This window comes from Clostridiales bacterium (genome assembly GCA_017569285.1).
In the GTDB taxonomy this organism is placed as follows: Bacteria; Bacillota; Clostridia; order Christensenellales; family Aristaeellaceae; genus Aristaeella.
Window position 1 is genome coordinate 505,051 of record CP069419.1, and the last position, 17,629, is coordinate 522,679.

The 17,629-nt window shown below is 55.0% G+C and carries 11 protein-coding genes and 1 tRNA gene; 1 reads left to right on the forward strand and 11 read right to left on the reverse strand.

Annotated elements, in window-relative coordinates; translation table 11 throughout:
* Positions 1-4: 4 nt before the first annotated feature.
* Together JNO48_02310 and JNO48_02315 are read right to left on the reverse strand one after the other, a co-directional pair.
* A complete protein-coding gene (locus tag JNO48_02310; GenBank protein QTE68765.1) occupies positions 5-1,204 on the reverse strand; it encodes a hypothetical protein in 1,200 nt (399 codons plus the stop codon).
* Between the two features lie 80 nt (positions 1,205-1,284).
* The gene (locus JNO48_02315) at positions 1,285-3,675 is read right to left on the reverse strand and encodes an HAD-IC family P-type ATPase (protein ID QTE68766.1); all 2,391 of its coding nucleotides are present in this window, start codon (positions 3,673-3,675) and stop codon (positions 1,285-1,287) included.
* Positions 3,676-3,825: 150 nt separating this feature from the next.
* Here JNO48_02315 and JNO48_02320 point away from each other — a divergent pair.
* Positions 3,826-3,901: transfer RNA gene (locus JNO48_02320), tRNA-Thr, on the forward strand.
* Positions 3,902-4,042: 141 nt separating this feature from the next.
* Here JNO48_02320 and JNO48_02325 read toward each other — a convergent pair.
* From JNO48_02325 to JNO48_02365, 9 genes are all read right to left on the reverse strand, one after another.
* On the reverse strand, positions 4,043-9,118 hold the full coding sequence (locus tag JNO48_02325; protein ID QTE68767.1) for a hypothetical protein: 5,076 nt from the start codon (positions 9,116-9,118) through the stop codon (positions 4,043-4,045).
* Positions 9,119-9,162: 44 nt separating this feature from the next.
* Complete coding sequence (locus JNO48_02330) at positions 9,163-9,768, reverse strand: response regulator transcription factor (protein ID QTE69658.1); 606 nt, start codon at positions 9,766-9,768, stop codon at positions 9,163-9,165.
* Between the two features lie 236 nt (positions 9,769-10,004).
* Positions 10,005-11,288, reverse strand: a complete 1,284-nt coding sequence (locus tag JNO48_02335) for a hypothetical protein (GenBank protein QTE68768.1) — start codon at positions 11,286-11,288, stop codon at positions 10,005-10,007.
* Entirely contained in the window at positions 11,285-12,874 is a 1,590-nt protein-coding gene (locus JNO48_02340) for a hypothetical protein (GenBank protein QTE68769.2), read from the reverse strand. The genes JNO48_02335 and JNO48_02340 overlap by 4 nt, the downstream gene beginning before the upstream one ends.
* Positions 12,875-12,965: 91 nt before the next feature.
* Positions 12,966-13,238: an acylphosphatase gene (locus tag JNO48_02345; protein ID QTE69659.1), complete on the reverse strand. Its 273-nt coding sequence runs from the start codon at positions 13,236-13,238 to the stop codon at positions 12,966-12,968.
* Positions 13,239-13,288: 50 nt separating this feature from the next.
* Positions 13,289-15,088 carry an Ig domain-containing protein gene (locus tag JNO48_02350; protein ID QTE68770.1) on the reverse strand — a complete coding sequence of 600 codons (1,800 nt, stop codon included), beginning with the start codon at positions 15,086-15,088 and terminating at the stop codon, positions 13,289-13,291.
* A gap of 20 nt (positions 15,089-15,108) precedes the next feature.
* Positions 15,109-15,624: a hypothetical protein gene (locus JNO48_02355; GenBank protein ID QTE68771.1), complete on the reverse strand. Its 516-nt coding sequence runs from the start codon at positions 15,622-15,624 to the stop codon at positions 15,109-15,111.
* A gap of 20 nt (positions 15,625-15,644) precedes the next feature.
* The gene (locus JNO48_02360; protein ID QTE68772.1) at positions 15,645-15,875 is read right to left on the reverse strand and encodes a hypothetical protein; all 231 of its coding nucleotides are present in this window, start codon (positions 15,873-15,875) and stop codon (positions 15,645-15,647) included.
* A 254-nt stretch (positions 15,876-16,129) separates the two neighbouring features.
* A complete protein-coding gene (locus JNO48_02365; GenBank protein ID QTE68773.1) occupies positions 16,130-17,626 on the reverse strand; it encodes an oligosaccharide flippase family protein in 1,497 nt (498 codons plus the stop codon).
* Between the last annotated feature and the right edge of the window lie 3 nt (positions 17,627-17,629).

A 17,629-nucleotide genomic window follows, 5' to 3' on the forward strand; every position in this document is an offset into this window, starting at 1 on the left:
GCTCTTACGGTACAACGTTTCCGTTCAGGTCGTATCTCCGCGTTCCGGTCAGTTCCTTTATTGAATTGTAATTATATCGTTCCTCGGCATAGCCGCCGGGGATTTCCATTGCTTTTCCGTCCGTTCCCAGGTATACACGGCCGGATACTGCACCGTCTGCGTCCCGCGTCTCGCGGTATCCTGCGTATCCCAGGCTGCACAGCACATTCACTCCGGCTGCGTTCAGATACCGCACCGTCTCAATCCGGCCGTCCGGATCATATTCATATGCAACAGTGCAGACGCCCAGCGGGCCGTCGGTCAGTCCGCCATCGGCGCTCAGGTAGCTTTCCGCAACAATCCGGTCATTCTTTTCCCGGTACCGGATGGTCACCGCGTCTCCGGCAATCGGTACCGCCTGGCCGTCCATTCCGTACCGGGTCACCAGCTCGTCGTTTCCGTCATACCGGATTTCCTCCCAGGCATATCCGGCGCCGCGGTCGGTCAGCTTTCCGCCTTCGTCATAGTATTTCACTGCGGTCACGCGGCCCTTCTTGTCCCGTTCCCGCTCGCATACGCTCCATCCGTCGGGGCCGGTAGCCGGTTTTCCGTCCGCATGTTCATACCAGGTGCGCACCGGCTGGTAGTTCTTGTTCAGCTTCTGCTTCATGGAAGCATAGCCCCGAATCTCCACAGGCTGGCTGTTCTCATCGTTCCACGTCCGGGAGGTCACTGCTTTTCCGGTATATACCGTCGCAATCTCCGCGTATCCCAGGGAAGGGACCGTCACCTTCTTCTTTCCCGTTCCGAAGTACCGCAGGAAGGTCATTCCCCCGAAGGAGGTGTACAGCATGGTCACCCGGGCATACCCATCGCTGTTCAGCATCAGTTCGCCGTTTGCATCCTGGTAGGCAATTTCGGTCACACGGTTTTTGCCGTCCCGGGTAATCATTTTCCGGTAATAACCGCCGCGGGCAGTGACCGGTGCCCCGTTTTCATCAAAATACTGCTCCGTCACGGTGCCCCGGCCGTATTTGTAGCGGATTTCCGCATAGCCGTCCGGACCGGTCACGGTATTCCCGGCACCGTCCTGCCATATGGCTTTCACCACGCGGCCGTTTTCAGTTGTCTCAACGCGCGTTGTCTCCGCACCGGCTGCGGGAATCAAAAAAGCCGTGCAGAAAATAACTGCCGCCAGTACCGTCACAGTCAGTCGTTTCAGCATGTTCAAATTCATTCACCAGTCCTGTGTCATTTTGATATATTATACCAAATCAATCCGTCAAATACAACATGCCCGGCGGCTCAGCGGGATGCTTTCCGGTACCTCTGCAGCAGGATTCCGGATATCACCACGATGGCGCATCCGGCCGCCGCCAGCAGCAGGAATACCGTCATGGCCTTCCCGTCCAGCGGCACCAGCTTGAATATGGATCCGGCAATCATCACCGCCAGCGTAAACGCCCCGGCCACAGCCGCCAGCAGCGCGGTCCGGCGTCCGTTCAGCGGCAGGCAGGTGCGCAGCAGCACCACAAAGCCCACCACCCCGGCGCTCAGCGTGGCCAGCGTGGATCCAACCTCCCGGCTCCATCCGTATCTGCCGGTCAGCAGGATCGCCAGCGTGGCGCACAGGGCCACGGCGATCCCGCCCGGCAGTGCCCGGAACAGCACCGTCCGCAGGAAACTGCCCTTTACGCGTTCCGTACTGGGTTCCAGCGCCAGGAAGAATCCGGGAAGCCCCACCGTCAGCGAGGAAATCAGCGTCAGCTGGATCGGTTCAAAGGGATACAGTCCCGGAAGGAACATCATCAGGATGCTCAGGAAAAAGCTGAACAGCGTCTTGGTCAGGAAAAGGCTTGCCGCCCGGGTGATGTTGTTGATCACCCGCCGTCCTTCCAGCACGATTTCCGGCATCACGCTGAAATCCGATTCCATCAGCGTCAGCTGGGCGGCATGGCGGGCGGCTTCCGCCCCGCCGGCCATGGCGATGGAGCAGTCTGCGCTCTTCAGGGCCGGAATATCGTTTACACCGTCCCCGGTCATCGCCACGCTGTGTCCCTTTTCCTTCAGGGCATTCACCAGCTGTTTTTTCTGTTCCGGACTCACCCGTCCAAATACGGTATACTGCTCGCAGGCCGCTGCAATGGCCTCCGGGGTGTCCAGTTCCCGGGCATCCACCTGTCGGTCCCATCCGGTCAGGCCGGCCTGACGGGCAATCCGGGATACGGTCTGCGGATTATCGCCCGAGATCACCTTGATTTCCACGCCCTGTTCCCGGAAATAACGCAGCGTTTCCTCCGCCCCGGGCCGGATCTGGTCGGTCAGTGCAATGATTGCGCAGATGGACTGCACCTCCGGCATTTCCTCTGCCGTCACAATTCCCCGGCCTTCCGCGAGGACAATTACCCGTTTTCCTTCCGCCGTCAGGCCGCTGATCCGCTCCTGCAGTCCATCGGGAATCCGGTCCAGTACATATTCCGGCGCACCGAGGATCAGCGCGGTTCCGTCGCGGAATGAAGCCGCGGATTTCTTTCTTTCGGATGAAAAAGGCACAACTGCCTTCGGAACCTCTTTACCCGGCTCCACCGCTTTCCGCAGGGCATCCAGCGTCGGGCTCTTTTCATCAAACGCGCCCAGCAACCGTGCCAGGGCATGCTCCGCTTCCGTGCCGGAAACGTCCACGCCCTCAATCAGGCTCACTTCCATCTCGCCGGTGGTGATGGTCCCCGTCTTGTCCAGGCAGAGCACGTCCGCCCGGGCCAGGGTCTCGATACCGGCCAGTTCCTGCACCAGCGTCTGCCGCCTGGCCAGTTTGATCACCCCAACGGCCATCGCGATGCTGGTCAGCAGGATCAGTCCTTCCGGAATCATCCCGATCATCGCCGCCACCGACGCGGGCACCGCTTCCCGGGCCACCTCGGCAAACGGAAGCGGATTTCCGCCCGTTCCGTTCAATATCAGCTGTTTCACAAACAGCAGGATGCCCAGCGGAACCAGGATATAGCTGTCAATCCGGATCAGCCGGTTCAGTTCCTCCATCAGCCGGGATCCTGCCCGGGTATTCTTCCGGGCCTCCCCGGTCAGCCGGCCCACATAGCTTTCATCCGCCACATAAACCAGCTGGGCGGTCAGTTTCCCCTCCGTGATATAGCTGCCGGAATACAGCCAGTTGTTCACCTTTTTCGGCACCGCGTCGCTCTCCCCGGTCAGCAGGGATTCCATCGCCAGTCCGCTGCCGGATACGACGATTGCGTCGGCGATCACCTGGTCGCCCGCGCGGAATACCGCCAGGTCGCCCTTCACTGCTTCACCCGGCTGAACCGCCTTCTCCTTGCCTTCCCGGATCACGTTCACCCGCGGGGCGTTCAGCAGCCGCATCCGCCGGATGGTCTGCTGCGCCCGGTACTCCTGGATTGTCCCGATCAGGATATTCGCCGCCACAATCAGGATAAACAGCATATTCCGGTAACTGCCTACCAGCAGCAGGCAGATAGCCAGCGCAAAGTTCAGCATATTGAATAGGGTGAACAGATTATCTCGCAGGATCTTCCGGAATGGCTTCACGTCCGCTTCCGGCAGGGCGCTTCCGAGTCCCTGGGCAGCCAGCTCCGCAGCCCGCCCGTCTGTCAGTCCCTGTTCGTCCGTATATTCAAAATCCTCCGGCCATTTGTCCGGCAGGGAAAGTCTCGTTTCCATCAGGCATCCTCCATGGTAAAGGTAATACACGTCCATACTATCTTTTCGTTCTGCCGATGTCAACGCCGGAAAAAGAAAGATTCTTTGAAAAAAACCCTTGCAAAACCGGCGCCGTTGTGGTATTATTCGTTCGTTGTCGCAAGACAGCACGCTGATATAGCTCAGTCGGTAGAGCGCATCCTTGGTAAGGATGAGGTCGCCAGTTCGAATCTGGCTATCAGCTCCATCGCCTGGAGCACGTTGTATCAATGGGTTCCGGGTTTTTTTGTGCCCAAAATGACAAACTTGCTCAAACGGGAAAAAAGTATCAGATACCGCAAAAAGCGGGGCTTGCCGGTTGGCAAGCCCCTTGTTCGTTTATCCTGTCTTACTTGATTTTCGCCGTGTCAAACACCCTGTCCCTGTACAGGTTCATCAGTTCTTCCTGCGCCGCCGTATTATTATCCGGATACAGCATCTCCATCAGCGTCGTCTCCGCTGTGTACAGTGTGTCCAGTGCCGTGCGCCAGGTAATGATGAGCCTGCGGGTCTCTTTGTCCGCCGCCTTGTACACTGAGTTCACGGTATTGTCCAGGGCGATCTGCCAGTTCCGCTGTCCGCGGGCAAATACTTCATCGAAGTTGTAGTTCTTCGCCGCGTCCAGCATATTCCGGATATCGGTCAGTATCCGCGCCGCTGCCCCGGCATACTGCTCGCTCACTTCGCTGTCGCTGCCGTTCAGGGCGCCGATCTCGCGCAGCGTCGCTTCATATGCTTTTCCGTCATGGAATTCGATCGCTCCGATGATGCTGTTTGGCAGTTCCTCCGGCAGCGTATGGATGATGCAGCACATCTGTGCCGTCTTCAGCCGCAGCAGCTCCGCCGCGGCTTCATCGCCGGCCAGTGCCTGCCAGGCGTCCGCGTAGGCAAGGAATGCCGCGCGTTCCTGCACCAGGGCAGCCTTGCCTTCGTCATCCGCCGCCTCCAGGAAGAGCTCATACATCTTTTCCGTCTCTTCGCGCCATATCGCTGCCGCGCCGGCCCAGTCGCCGGCCTGTCCGGCCGATTCCGCGTTCACCGCCGCTCCGGTATGCTCACTGCAGGCATGCAGGGTGTACCGCGCTTCATTCTCGCCCAGGCATTCCAGCTTCAGTTCACAGTTGAAGGGTCCGATACTCCAGCCCAGGAAGATGACAAATCCGTTTTCATCCAGGATCGGATTGCCATTTGCATCCGTAAGGATCGCCCTGCCGTCCGAGCAGATGACGCAGTATGTACCGTCCGGCAGTTTCAGTACGGGTGTGCCGGCCGGGATGGATACGGGCGCACCGTCGGGCCCTGTGAACATGCCGCCCGGCGCGGTCACGGGTTTGCCGTCGGGACCGATCACCGGCACGGTGCCGGGAGGCGCGATGATGGGCGTTCCGTCCGGCGTCGTCAGGGGCGTGCCGTCCGGCAGTGTCACGGGCTCCAGGGGATCTCCGGCAGGTGTGGTCGGCGGGATGGGCGTAAAGTGTCCTCCTCCGCCGCCCGTAATAAGCCCATTGCCCTCCCCGGCCTTAACCTTTGCGAGGTTGCTCTGGACCGGTGAACCAGGCTTGCCGCCGTCAAATGTATAAGTGACCGTCGCGCTGTTGGTCACCCATCCGGCGTCAATATCCGGCTGGGTCACCTGATGGGTGAACGTGAAGGAAGCTTCCGCTCCGGGAGCGATGCTCGCCGCGGTGCCGATAGGCGCGAAGCCGTTCAGGCTGTCTGTCACCAGCACATTCTCCAGCGGCACTTCACCGGTGTTCTTCACCGTAATGGTGAAACGGATTTCCTCGTCCAGCTCATAATAGCTGCCGTTCAGCGGACCGCCGTCTTCTTCCTTGTGCACGGTCGCGCCCACCTTCAGACCGTAGATCAGCCCCATGGGATCACCCGGGTCTTCTTTGGGCTCGGTTTCCTTTCCGTTTTCCGGAGGAAGCGGACTGCCGAAATCATTGGTGGGAGCCGTTGCCGTGTTGCTGTTCCAGGTATGTACCGTACCACGCAGGTCTTCGCCCGTGGCGGTGGCATAATTGCCCACGTTGCCGACATAGGCATCGTATTCCGTAACGACATACGGCGGAACATTGCAGGTCACCGTTTCGCCTGCGGCGATCTCCGGGAAGGTTCCCACCGTGACGCCCTGGTCAGTTACAGTAACGTTCCGCACAGGCTCCCTGCTGTTGTTTGTGACGGTCAGTGTCCATGGGATCGTTTCACCTTCCCGGTAGTACGAACCGTTCTCCGGTCCGTTGCCTATGTCTTTCCTGAGCAGCAGGCCGGTCCTGTTGTTCACATTCAACGTCAGGGAATTGGTATAGACCGTCCTGGGATTGCCGCTGTCCGGATCAGTCCAGGTAAGTTGGACAGGCGGGTAATAAATATATCCGTTCTTTACGTCCTCTTCGGTGATCACGTGAATCCAGGCAAAGGCGATGCCAGATTCGCCCGGCTTGAAATCAGAAGAAAACACGCTGAATGTCTGCCCGTTATTCGGATCGTTGAAAGTAATTCCATCAGCAGGAATCGTCACCTTGCCCGTATTTTGAATTTTGAGCCCGACGACACTTATTTCTCCCAGCCCATAGCCGGCGAAAGAAGAGGATGCGCCGTTGGTTAATTCCCCGTAAATCTCGCTTTCCTCGGGGATCGGCCAGGGGGTAACCCCAGGTTTGCCCACCTTCCAGGTGCGGGTGACAGTTTCGGAGCGGCAGAGCTCTTCCCCGGTATCCGGGTCATAGCCCGTGACGTAAGTATGAATGGTCACGGTGCCCAGCAAGTCTTCGGTTTCCGTACCGGGGGTAATGCCGTATTTCAATTTCCATGGACCACGACCGTCGATGGTGGATTTACCAGGATCAAAGATCCAATCGCGTACTGTGTCATATTCCCATACACCGTCAGTGTAATGTATAACCGGTTTCAGCGGAACGTTGCCAGTGTTTACCAGCAAAGAAGCTGCATACACTATATCTTCCGGGTCGTACACGTCCTTGACCTTATTGTCATATAGGTAGGTCAGCGTCAGTCCGGCCTTCTTATCCTCCGGCCCTTCCCCGTCGGGATAAGTCAGGTCGACTTCCAGATTGTTGCTGTTATACCAAACTTTATCGATATTTCCGTCTTCATTGTAATAATATCCATAGCCAGCGGAAGCAGTCCTGATATAACCCTTGTCTGCCTCGGACTCTGTTACATCCCAGTCATATATTCTGGAATAGGTTTCTCCGGGGTTCAGCAGCGTCACACCGTCACCGGAATAGCCCATGCCGGCCACCTCGGTTCGGCCATTGGGAGAGGAATCATCATGATAATGTGGATTTAAATCCGACCACCAGGGCATGTACACCGGGCAATTGCCGGTGTTGGTGATCGAGCTGTACATGCGCACAATCGCGCCTTTATACCGCTTGCCTGCACCTGCGTCTGGGTCGACCCGTTCATATGCGCTGAGGCTTGGGGAGAGATGGATACCGTCCGTCTCGTCCACCACCGTCATGGAGACAGGATCTGTACCTTCAACTCTGAATGTAATACTGTCAGCTGTTTTGTAACCTTCCGGGGCTTCAACTTCGAACAGTGTGTAAACCTCATTCATTACCAGGTTTTCGACCGTGTGCGGTTCCGTGGTGGAGATCCATTCGTCCACAGTGTCCGGGCCATCAAGCCTGAAATGCGCGCCGGCCAGGGGTTGATTCGTATCCCCTGCAGTCTTGGTAACGATCAGCGTACCGGTGGCTTCCGGTTCACCCGTGGCCGGGATTTCCCGTTCCTCCCGGTGGCTAGCATCAATCTTGCAGATTCGCTCCTCCGTACCGGATTCGGTGGCGGCAGGCTCCTTGGATACATGCCATTCTCCCCAGTCATGTTCACCGTAACTGCCATACCGGTATTCCGATTCACCGCAGCCGCTGCAGGTGCGGTACTGCATTTCCCGCTGGATACAGCTGGGATGTACGCTCTTGTCGGTCATCCATTCGCTCCAGCTGTGCTCATGGGCTGCCGGCTGTTCGGGCGACGGCGCCAGTTTCGGGATGGCTTCCGTTTTGGTATGGCCGGAGTTGCGCTTGCAGGTGAAGGTTCTCACACCTTCCTCCGTTGTCGTGGCGGCCTTCGTCACCACACCGTCATCCCAGTCATGGCCCAGTGCAGCGGTGCTCTGCTGAGCGGTCAGCACCGTTCCGCACACGGAACATTTGCTGCCCTCCGTGAGTCCTCCTTCCGTGCACGTAGCTGCCGTCCCCGGGATCACCTGGGGGATGTGGCCCGTGGCGGGAAGAGTTTCCGTCCGGGTAGTCCCGCAGCGGGTGCATGTGTAGGTTTTCACACCGGTTGCTGTGCAGGTGGCCGCCTGGGTCACCGTTCCGCCGTCCCAGGCATGGCCCAGGGCAGCAACGCTCTGTTGGGCTGTAAGCACCGTTCCGCAAACGGAGCATTTGCTGCCCTCTGTGAGTCCCGCTTCCGTACAGGTGGCCACCTTCCCCGGAATCGCCTGGGGGCTGTGGCCCGTGGCGGGAAGAGTTTCCGTCCGGGTAGTCCCGCAGCGGGTGCATGTGTAGGTTTTCACACCAGTCGCTGTGCAGGTGGCCGCCTGGGTCACCGTGCCGCCGTCCCAGGCATGGCCCAGGGCAGCAACGCTCTGCTGGGCTGTAAGCACCGTTCCGCACACGGAGCATTTGCTGCCTTCCGTGAGCCCTGCTTCCGTACAGGTAGCCGCCTTCCCCGGAATTGTCTGGGGGCTGTGGCCCGTGGCGGGGATCGTTTCCTGCGCTTTCAGTGTCGTGCCGCAGCGGTCACACACGCTGCCTTCCGTCAGTCCGTTCTCCGTACAGGTCGCTGCCTTTCCGGCATCAGCCTTCGGGCTGTGTCCCAGCGCCGCAACCGTTTTCTCATTGCGGACATCACCGCACCGGCTGCACTTTTCCCGGGTATACCCTGCTTCGGTACAGGTCGCTGCTTTATTGTCGGACACGAAATCATGGCCCTTCATGGGATCGGTACCGTAGTCAATCGCGCCGCAGCGGGAGCAGACGTTTTCGACTACACCGTCATGATCACAGGTGCCGGGTTCAGTGACCGTTCCCACCCAGTCATGGCCCGGCGGGGGAATCTGTTCATTTTCGGATATGCCGCAGCGGCTGCAGGTGCGTTGTCTTTGACCGCCCCCCAGGCAGGTGACTGGTTCCACTACAACCCATTCTCCCCAGTTATGGCCCAGTGCGGGAACATAATCGTCGTATTTGGGTTCCGGATAAAAGATGTTCGTATATACAGAATACCCCTGTTCTGTACAGGTGGGTTCTACGACTCTGTCCAGAAACCATGATTCATCCATGTTTGCCAGTGCGCCGGCTGGTATCAGCAGTGCGGCCAGCAGAAAGATGCACAGTATCCGGATGCTGTTTCTTCTCCGCGATTCCTTTGTCCGTTCCATCTCCGTTTTCTCCCTCCGATTATTTATCCTTTTATCCCGCGCTGTCATTCAGCGGGCATTTTTCGGTTCTTCCCTGTCCGCTCTTCTTCATGGACCACCAGCCCCAGGGCTTTTGCGTTCATCGCCAGATCCAGCCGGCTTTCAAAACCGGTCTTCTCCATGATGTTCTGGATATGCCGTTTCACGGTGTTCGGGGAAATATTCAGCCGGTCGGCAATCTCCTCGTTTGTCAGGCTTCCGGTCAGTTCCCGCAGGATATCCAGTTCCCGGTCCGTCAGGTCCGCCCGGGTCGCTGTACCGAAGGGTACTTTCGGGACATCATCCGGATACACGGATTCCCCCGCCATGGTCCGGTCCATAATGTCGATCAGGCTGTGTTCGTCATACTCCTTGTACCAGAAACTTTCGATACCTGCCTTCCTGGCCTTCTCCTCCCAGCTGGTTTCCGATGCCGAGGTGGTCAGGATGATCTTTACTTCAGGATGTTTCTTTTTGATTTCTGCTGCCGCCGTCAGCCCGTCGACCCCTTCCTGCATCATCACGTCCAGGATCAGCAGATCCGTTTTGTTTTCATCAATATAAACAACGGCATCCCTTGCCGTCCGCAGCCCGGCCAGCAGTTCATATCGAATTGCCGCACGGACATACATTTCAAAAAAACCGCGGGATATATTCTGGTCATCTGCCACAACTACCCTGATTCTGTCGTTCAAATTCTTCACCGCCCTTCGCAGCGTTGTATCATTCGATTGTCATATGATTGTCAGATCCATCCGTCTATATTGTATCGGAATCATCCGGATGTGTATATCACCCATTTGTACCATTTTGATAAAAAAAGCCTGCGTCGGATACTTCCGCGCAGGCGTCTGAATACCATATGCTCTTATACAGTCGGGATCCGAAAAACCAGTTCAAAGACAGGCGTGCTCCGGACTGTCATGCTGCCTCCCGCCGATTCCACATTTCTGCGCAGGGACAGCAGTCCTCCGCTTTCCGCGATGGGTCCCTTTGGCGGACAGCCGCTGTTTGTAATCCGCACTGTCCATTCTTTTCCTGTCTCTTCCGGGAAAAGATCAATCCGGTCTCCCTCCGCGTGCTTGACTGTGTTGGCCGCACATTCCTGAACTGCCTGGGCCAGCAAGGCACGGTATGCCGGATGTTCCGGAACCATGCCGTGAATCTCTGCCTGTACCCCGATACTTTGGGCAAGGGCAACAGCCTGCCGCAGCCGATCTGTTCGGCCGCTGAAAGGTGCCTCTGCATCTCCCAGCAGGAAACGGTTCATTTCCCTTGTCGCCATGCCGACCATGTCCGCATCAGTGCTCTCCGGATGTTCCAGATAATGGCGGTCCATCAGCAGCACCTGCCCCAGCTGGTTGTGCAGGGCCGACCGGGCATTGGCTTCTTCCTGTCCGATAAACATATCCCCGGAAAGGTCGCTGACCGCCTTCATGCGCTTCTGGAGATCCTGCAGGTGCTCGTTATTGTTCCGCAGTTCCTCCGTCACCCGGTACTGTTCCGTAATATCTGCTGCGGTGAGTCGGTCATACACTTTCCCGCTCTCTGTGATCCGGTTCCGGTTTACCCGCCATACCTTTCCGTCCGGTGCATGAATCAGGACTTCGCCATTCTGCTCCTCACCCGTTTCCTCCAGGTATTTCCGGAACCGTACACCGTCAGACAGACTCCCGCCCGTCAGCATCCGGCACAGATTGTTCATCTGGAGGTTGGAAAGCAGCACTGTTCCGTTCTGGGCGCTGATGCAGATGCCTTCCGGCAGCAGGTTCACCGTCTCCCGGATTGTGTCCGGCGTCAGGTGATTCCGGCGGTATCGGATATCATCCCTTACCAGCAGTCCGAGAGCGATGCTCAGGATCATCTCCAATCCCATGTACAGGATCCAGGGCAGGCCGAACAGGGTCAGCTGGAACGGCTGGTACCGCAGATCAGGTTCCGAAAGGTAGGCAAAACGGGCGCAGTCCATGAGAATCAGGAAAAGAATGAATGCGGCGGACAGATGGATTCCCGCGCACAGCAGGATCCGCCGGCTGCGGCGCGCCAGGATACAGCGGATCAGTATCGCCAGCCAGCCGATCACCAGGATGAGCGCCGGAAGCATGATCACATACCACAAGGGGGAATACCGGGTTATCCAGATTGCGTTCATGCAGCCGTACCTCCCTTCCGGCAGCGGACAGTCAGGAAAACGGTGTCCTCGCTGCTGCGCTGTTCCACCGGCAGGACCGTATCCGAAAGTTCCGGCACATGGTCCGTTTCCATGGCAATACGGATACCGTCCTCCGCCAGGGAAACAGTCATCCGGCGCATATCCGGCAGGCAGGCTTCAATGATTGCTTCGAATGTGTCATACAGGTCATGAATGCACGAAAGAGGAAAGTCTGCTGTTTCTTCCCCGACAGCGGCAGCTTCGATACCGCAGCATCGCAGGAACCGTGCAGATTCCTGCAGGGCCAGGAACAATTCCCGGTTTTCCTTTGTCAGTGTCTTCTCATCCAGCAGGAGCAGGTTGCTCTTCCGTTTGCACCAGGCATTCAGCACACAACACTCACCCAGTGTCCTGCGGAATGCCTCCGTTCCGGGTTCCGTTTTTTCCAGCAGTGCTTCAATCTGTTTCTGCCGGGGATATAATGCGGCGGCAATCCGGTCGTATACCCGGTTCCGGGCATCAAGGTGTGCCTTTTTCTCCTTCAGTTCATTTTCCACCTCAATCAGATGGTTTTCCTCACTGAGGATCTCGTTGGCTTCTTCCAGGCGGCGGTTCTCCCTGTGCAGTTCTGTTTCATCTTCTGTCCAGAAAGCGTACCCGGCGTGGATCGGCATGCCGGACAGGCGGGTATCCTCCTGCGGATAAACAGGTCTCTTCAGGGATTCCCGCAGCTCTGCTTCCGAGGCAGTAATCTCCCGGTCAGTCCGGTAAACCGGCGTTAAGCCCGGGTCGGTAATCATCATGGGCAGGCCAAGCTGTGCAAAAAAGCCGGTATGGTTTTCATTGCTGGGAATCAGCCGGTTGCGGATGCAGACCTCAAGGACACCCAGCATACCGAAAATGTTGATCTCCTGTGTGCTGTATGGCTGGTGAACGTGCAGCCAGTCCCATACCAGCATGTTCATCATCAGCATGAAAAACCAGGCAAAGGTTGCTCCGGCGAGCAGTGCGATCCCCATTGCGGAGCGGCGGCCCGTTTCCCGGAACAAAAGAACCAGCCCGGCTGCAATGGTCAGTATTATCCACGCATACAGCAGGTAGAAACACGCACCCTGGGAGTATCTTCCGGTAATGATCATGAGTTCCGGGTAATCTGCTTTGGGACGGTACACCAGATGATGAAGGTCGTTCGTCATCACCATAGCGGACAGGAATATCGCAGGAATCATCACCGGCCATTCGTCCCATTTTTGTTTTTTCTGTCCACCCCGGCAGATCCTTATGCATGCCATGAGGAAAAGGGCCGGATTGACCGTCTGTGGAATCCAGTATACATATTTACTGTAGCGATTCAGTTTCAGGGCGATGGCAGCATCCCCCACGATCCTGTTATTGAATACCTGCACAGCCAGCAGGCAGATCATCATAATTCCTGCGGCAATCATATAGGTTCTTACACGCGTGGGCAGCAAACGGGAGCGCACGGATTGGATCCAGAAAAGGATCAGGCCGGTAAAGATGGTAAATCTGCCGCTGAACAGAAAAGAGTTCAGGAAAAGGTTCTCTGTCGGGTCAAAATAATGCATGATCCCGCCCAGCAGCAGAAAACCAATAAACAACCATATATTATTATGTTTCCGGGCCTGTTGCTCCATTCTGTCCGTCCCTTTCATTCGTTTATTCCGCCCCGAAACCGTATTCTCCGGTTTCTTCCGGGATCATCTCTTCCCGGATCTCTTCAATCCGGATAAATCTTCCCTCCCGGATAGCACTAAGCACCCGGTCAACATCCGGCTCCCTGCCCTGGATTTCCATCGTAACAGATCCGTCCCATTCATTCCGGACCCATCCGGTGCAGTCATACAGGGCAGCCGCCTGCCTCGCCCGCCAGCGAAACCCGACTCCCTGGACGCTGCCGGTAAAGGTATACCGCTTCCGCACAGCCAACAGCCGCCCTTCCTGACGAAAAGAGCCGCCGGCAAAAGCCGGCGGCTCCTATCTCATTCAATCACAATCTTTTCGGCATTCAGCCCAGGCACCATCGTTTCCGCCTGCAGCACTTCGCTGTACGCGTGGTCCAGGTGGAACAGGCCGTAAACCGTCACCGTGTCCCCGCTGGCCAGCTGTCCCGGCATCATCCCGGCTTCGCACTGCACCCGGATTACCTGGTCGGTATACTTTTCCCCGGCGGTTCCCACCATAAAGGAGTTTGTTCCGTCGGATTCCCAGGTAATGTGCAGCACCTTGCCGTAAATGCTCACCTGCGCGCCTTCATACAGGTCCGGCACCCGCACCAGCTCCATGTATGGAATGGCCGGGTAGGATGTCTGGTTGAACACCGCGCTGTTTTCAATCGTGATCTGGATCTGTACGGTGTCTTCCGGCGCATCCGGGTTGCTCAGGGTGATGGTCCCCGTCCCGGCTGTAATCGGGTCGATCCGGATCGTTTCCCCGTCCAGGATCGCCGCGAAGCACGGGCTGTCGTTCAGCACCTCAATCTCGCATCCCCGCAGGTTCCGCTTGATGGGGATCGTCAGCCCCTGCTTTTCCGTCACGGTATACGCGGTTTCTTCGATGCTAAACACCGGCACGTGCACCTTCACGCTGGCGGAGATATTGCTTCCGTCCGTCGTGGTGCAGGTAATCACGCAGTCTCCCTGCCCCACCGCTTCCACTTTCCCGCCGGCCGCCCGGGCCACAAATACGTTCGTGGATGTCCAGATCAGGCCCTTGTCCGTGGCGTCTTCCGGCTCAATCAGCACTTCCACATCGGCCGTTCCGCCGATCGGCAGTGTAATCTGCTTCTCCGGAATGGTCACTTTGGCAACCTGCTTTGTCACGCGGACATGAACGCTCGCGGATGCGCCGTATCCGTCCGCCGCCTCGCACAGGATATCGCATTCTCCGCAGGCCAGGGCATGTACATTTCCGTTCTTTTCCACCGTGGCAATTTCCGGATCGCTGCTGGTATAAACAATCGTCCGGTCGCTGGCATTTTCCGGCAGCACGGTCACCGCCATCGCGGTTCTCTCTCCGGCGTTCAGGTTCATCACCTGGGGAGCCTCCAGCCCGGTAACGGCCTGGCGGATCGTCACGTCGTACGATGCCTGGGCAATTCTCCGGCCGGTGGTCTGCGGCTCGGTGGAAACGGCCGTCACGGTCACTTTCCCGGGCGCAATTCCCGTCACCACGCCGTCTTCATCCACGGTAGCAATGCTTTCATTGGATACAGTCCAGGTCACCTGCTGGTAATAGGCATCCTCCGGTTCCACGCTGAAACCCATGCGGAATCCGGCATCCTCGTCCCGGGTTCCCAGCACCAGCGCCTCTTCCGGTCCCCATACCGTAATCTTCTCCACCGGCAGTGCCGCATGGACAATATAGGAGGCCGTCAGGTATTCATTGTCCGCCGCGGCAGCGGTGATCACCGCATCCCCGCGGCCGGTCGGTGTTACCGTTCCGTTTCTCGATACACTGGCGATTTCCGGTGCGGAAGAACTCCATATGAACTGAGTCTTGGCCGGTGCGCCGTCTTTCAGGATCGTCACCACCGGCATAACCGAAATTGTCCTCCCGGGAAACAGCACCTGTTCCGGCTGCTCAAACACAATCTCCCGGTCCGCGTTGGCCAGTGCGTATTCCCGTTCCAGTTCAGCCATCCGCGCTTCCACCTGCTGCCGGATCTCGGCCAGCTCGTCATAGCTGTACTGTCCCGCGTCAAACTCGGCGCAGGCGTTGCTTGTCATCATAACAGCCAGCAGCAAAACCACGGCCAGCCGGAAAAACTTTCTGCTCTTCATCTGCCTGCCGCCTTTCTGCTTTATTCTGCTGCCTTTTCAAAGTACTGGGCCAGCAGATTGGCATTCAGGTTCGCCATCGCCATATTCAGGGTCGTTCCGCCGGCTTTTTCCGGAGCCTTCTCGTCATCGATCTCCCCGGAGAACGTGTCCGCCTTCTGGTCCACATGCAGCAGCCCTTCGGGTGTGATGTATACGATCAGCGGCTCTTCCTTGTCGTTCACAAACGACAGCACACCGTCCGCAAAGGTGGTATCGTAGGTCTTCTGGACGCCCAGCACGTCCGTAATCTCAATCTTCCCCGGGGTTACCACCACCGTAGCCTTCAGCCCCAGCGTCACCGTCGGCACCTGGTATCCCTCCATCACCATGCTCACCAGGTTCCATGTCCCGATGAAGTCCTCCTCGGTCACATCGGTCCGGTAGAGCGGGGCCTCTTCTGTCTCCGCTCCCTCAGCCATCACAGCGGGAACCAGCAGGCATACCATCAGTACAACCAGGATTCCCTTCAGGAAAAAGTTTCGGGCACTGCGTTTCATGGTCTTCTCCTCCTTCTCCATTAACCATCAAATAACAAATAATTTTGGATCAATTCATCTGCAAGTAGTGCACCGACACTTCCCGCACCGATGATTGCGATCTTAATCCTGTTCCGCTCCGGTTTTTCATCTGCAAATGTTGTACCTGTTAAGCCTCGCAATAAAGCCAACGCCGTCTTCTCAGCCCAGTTATCGCTTGTCCTCTTCTGATAAACCAGCTGATAGATAAGCCGAATAGCAATGCTGGCCATCAAGTTCATCATTATGAGAGAAACAGCACGTACAAATGTAATCCGGTGGGGGAAAAAGTTCCGAGCAACTATAAAAACGATACAGGTAATCGCATCAGACAACAGCAGTCGAATATACTCTATCCGTTGCTTTGCAGGTATCTTCATTCTTGATCATAATCATGTCTCTTTAAGCACAAAAAGAAATATACATAAATTAATGCACATATGATATAGAATAAATCAGCTTTAGCATTTACTTTAAATAATCGATTTTACTTTATGATCTTTTGCGGTTTAACTATGGTCACTAAGAAAGCACAATAAACTAACATGAAGCATATAATCATTAATAAAAACCTTCCCCAGTCGGTTACACATAATATTTTTGTTTTAATTATATATGTACAAATCATAGCTGGTAACAAACAAAGTAATGTTTTCCACATGATACTTCCATAAATGCGTATCGGATTGAATCTATACTGTTTGTAATAATAGATATTCATTAAGACAAGGCTGCCAATGGTAACGCTCATAGCTGTTCCAAAACAAGCAGCAAAATAGCCATATATTCTAACACCCAAAACAGTAATCAGAAGATTTATAAATGCTCCAATACCTAGTGCCTTTAGTCTTACAGATATTTTATTTTCAGCCCTTAATATTGATAATGAAACATTCTGCGATAGTTCAAAGATAGTCGGAGTCATCAAAACAAGAGTTATACCATATACATCTTCAAAGCCACTACCTAGCCAAAGGTTGATAAACTCTTTACCTAATACCATAAATCCAGTTAATGCTGCGCCTATAATAATGAATTGTATTTTCCCAACTCGAATAACTAAGCTTTCAAGCTCTGAATATGAGGCTTTGTTCTCTATTCTTTTTGCGACAGTTGGAAGCATAACCCCTGAGATGGCAACAGACAATTGAGTAAACATAGCATATATGGACAAACCAAAGGAGTAGACAGTAACGTATTTTGCTCCCATTTCAGCGCCAATTACAACATTGTCAAGATTATTATCGATTTGTGCAATAAGCGATTGTAAAAAAACAATTATGGTGTATATTAGACTCTCCTTAAATAGTAATCCTTCCCACTTATGTAATTTTGGGCGAATACCATATTTTCTTTTTAGATACATGCTCTCTATAGTAATAAGTATTACCTCTATTGCGCACATTATTATTGCTATAACAAGAGCATTTGCAAAAATAGGAAGTAAAATCAATATTGCAACAATTCTAACAATCAGTGAAATTATACGCGATGAATGTACAAACACAAAATCGTTATGTCCTGAAATTGCTCCTTGAAATACATTTTCAAAGGTATGCAGGATAAGATTAAGAACAAGCGCAAAAAGCAACCATTTTGCTTGAAGAATTTGAGATTCAGAAAAAGTCACGTATAAAGATGGTAGAATACAGATTACGATTCCACCGACCAATAATATTATAACAGCAATAATTGATGATTGTATTGCTGCCATTCCAACATAATTTTCTATTTTATCTGTTCTCTCTTTTTTGGCGACAAATACTGCAACATACCTTTGAACAGTACTACTAACACCGACATCCAAAACAGCGATAGTTGCAGATAATGAAGCAATGCTTTGATATACTCCATAGTTATCTTCGCCAAGCACTCTAAGAATAAACGGTGCAATTGCCAATCCATAAACTGCATTCAAGACGATGGATATATACGAAAGTGTTGCTCCAAATCCAATTTGTTTTCTTGCATTATCGACGTGCATAAA

What these genes read in the sequence shown, in the direction of transcription:
- JNO48_02310 (QTE68765.1), bottom strand. Translation starts at nt 1,204, where the DNA reads ATGCTGAAACGACTGACTGTGACGGTACTGGCGGCAGTTATTTTCTGC.
- JNO48_02315 (QTE68766.1), bottom strand. Translation starts at nt 3,675, where the DNA reads ATGGAAACGAGACTTTCCCTGCCGGACAAATGGCCGGAGGATTTTGAA.
- JNO48_02325 (QTE68767.1), bottom strand. Translation starts at nt 9,118, where the DNA reads ATGGAACGGACAAAGGAATCGCGGAGAAGAAACAGCATCCGGATACTG.
- JNO48_02330 (QTE69658.1), bottom strand. Translation starts at nt 9,768, where the DNA reads ATGTATGTCCGTGCGGCAATTCGATATGAACTGCTGGCCGGGCTGCGG.
- JNO48_02335 (QTE68768.1), bottom strand. Translation starts at nt 11,288, where the DNA reads ATGAACGCAATCTGGATAACCCGGTATTCCCCCTTGTGGTATGTGATC.
- JNO48_02340 (QTE68769.2), bottom strand. Translation starts at nt 12,874, where the DNA reads ATGCATTATTTTGACCCGACAGAGAACCTTTTCCTGAACTCTTTTCTG.
- JNO48_02350 (QTE68770.1), bottom strand. Translation starts at nt 15,088, where the DNA reads ATGAAGAGCAGAAAGTTTTTCCGGCTGGCCGTGGTTTTGCTGCTGGCT.
- JNO48_02355 (QTE68771.1), bottom strand. Translation starts at nt 15,624, where the DNA reads ATGAAACGCAGTGCCCGAAACTTTTTCCTGAAGGGAATCCTGGTTGTA.
- JNO48_02360 (QTE68772.1), bottom strand. Translation starts at nt 15,875, where the DNA reads ATGGCCAGCATTGCTATTCGGCTTATCTATCAGCTGGTTTATCAGAAG.
- JNO48_02365 (QTE68773.1), bottom strand. Translation starts at nt 17,626, where the DNA reads ATGCACGTCGATAATGCAAGAAAACAAATTGGATTTGGAGCAACACTT.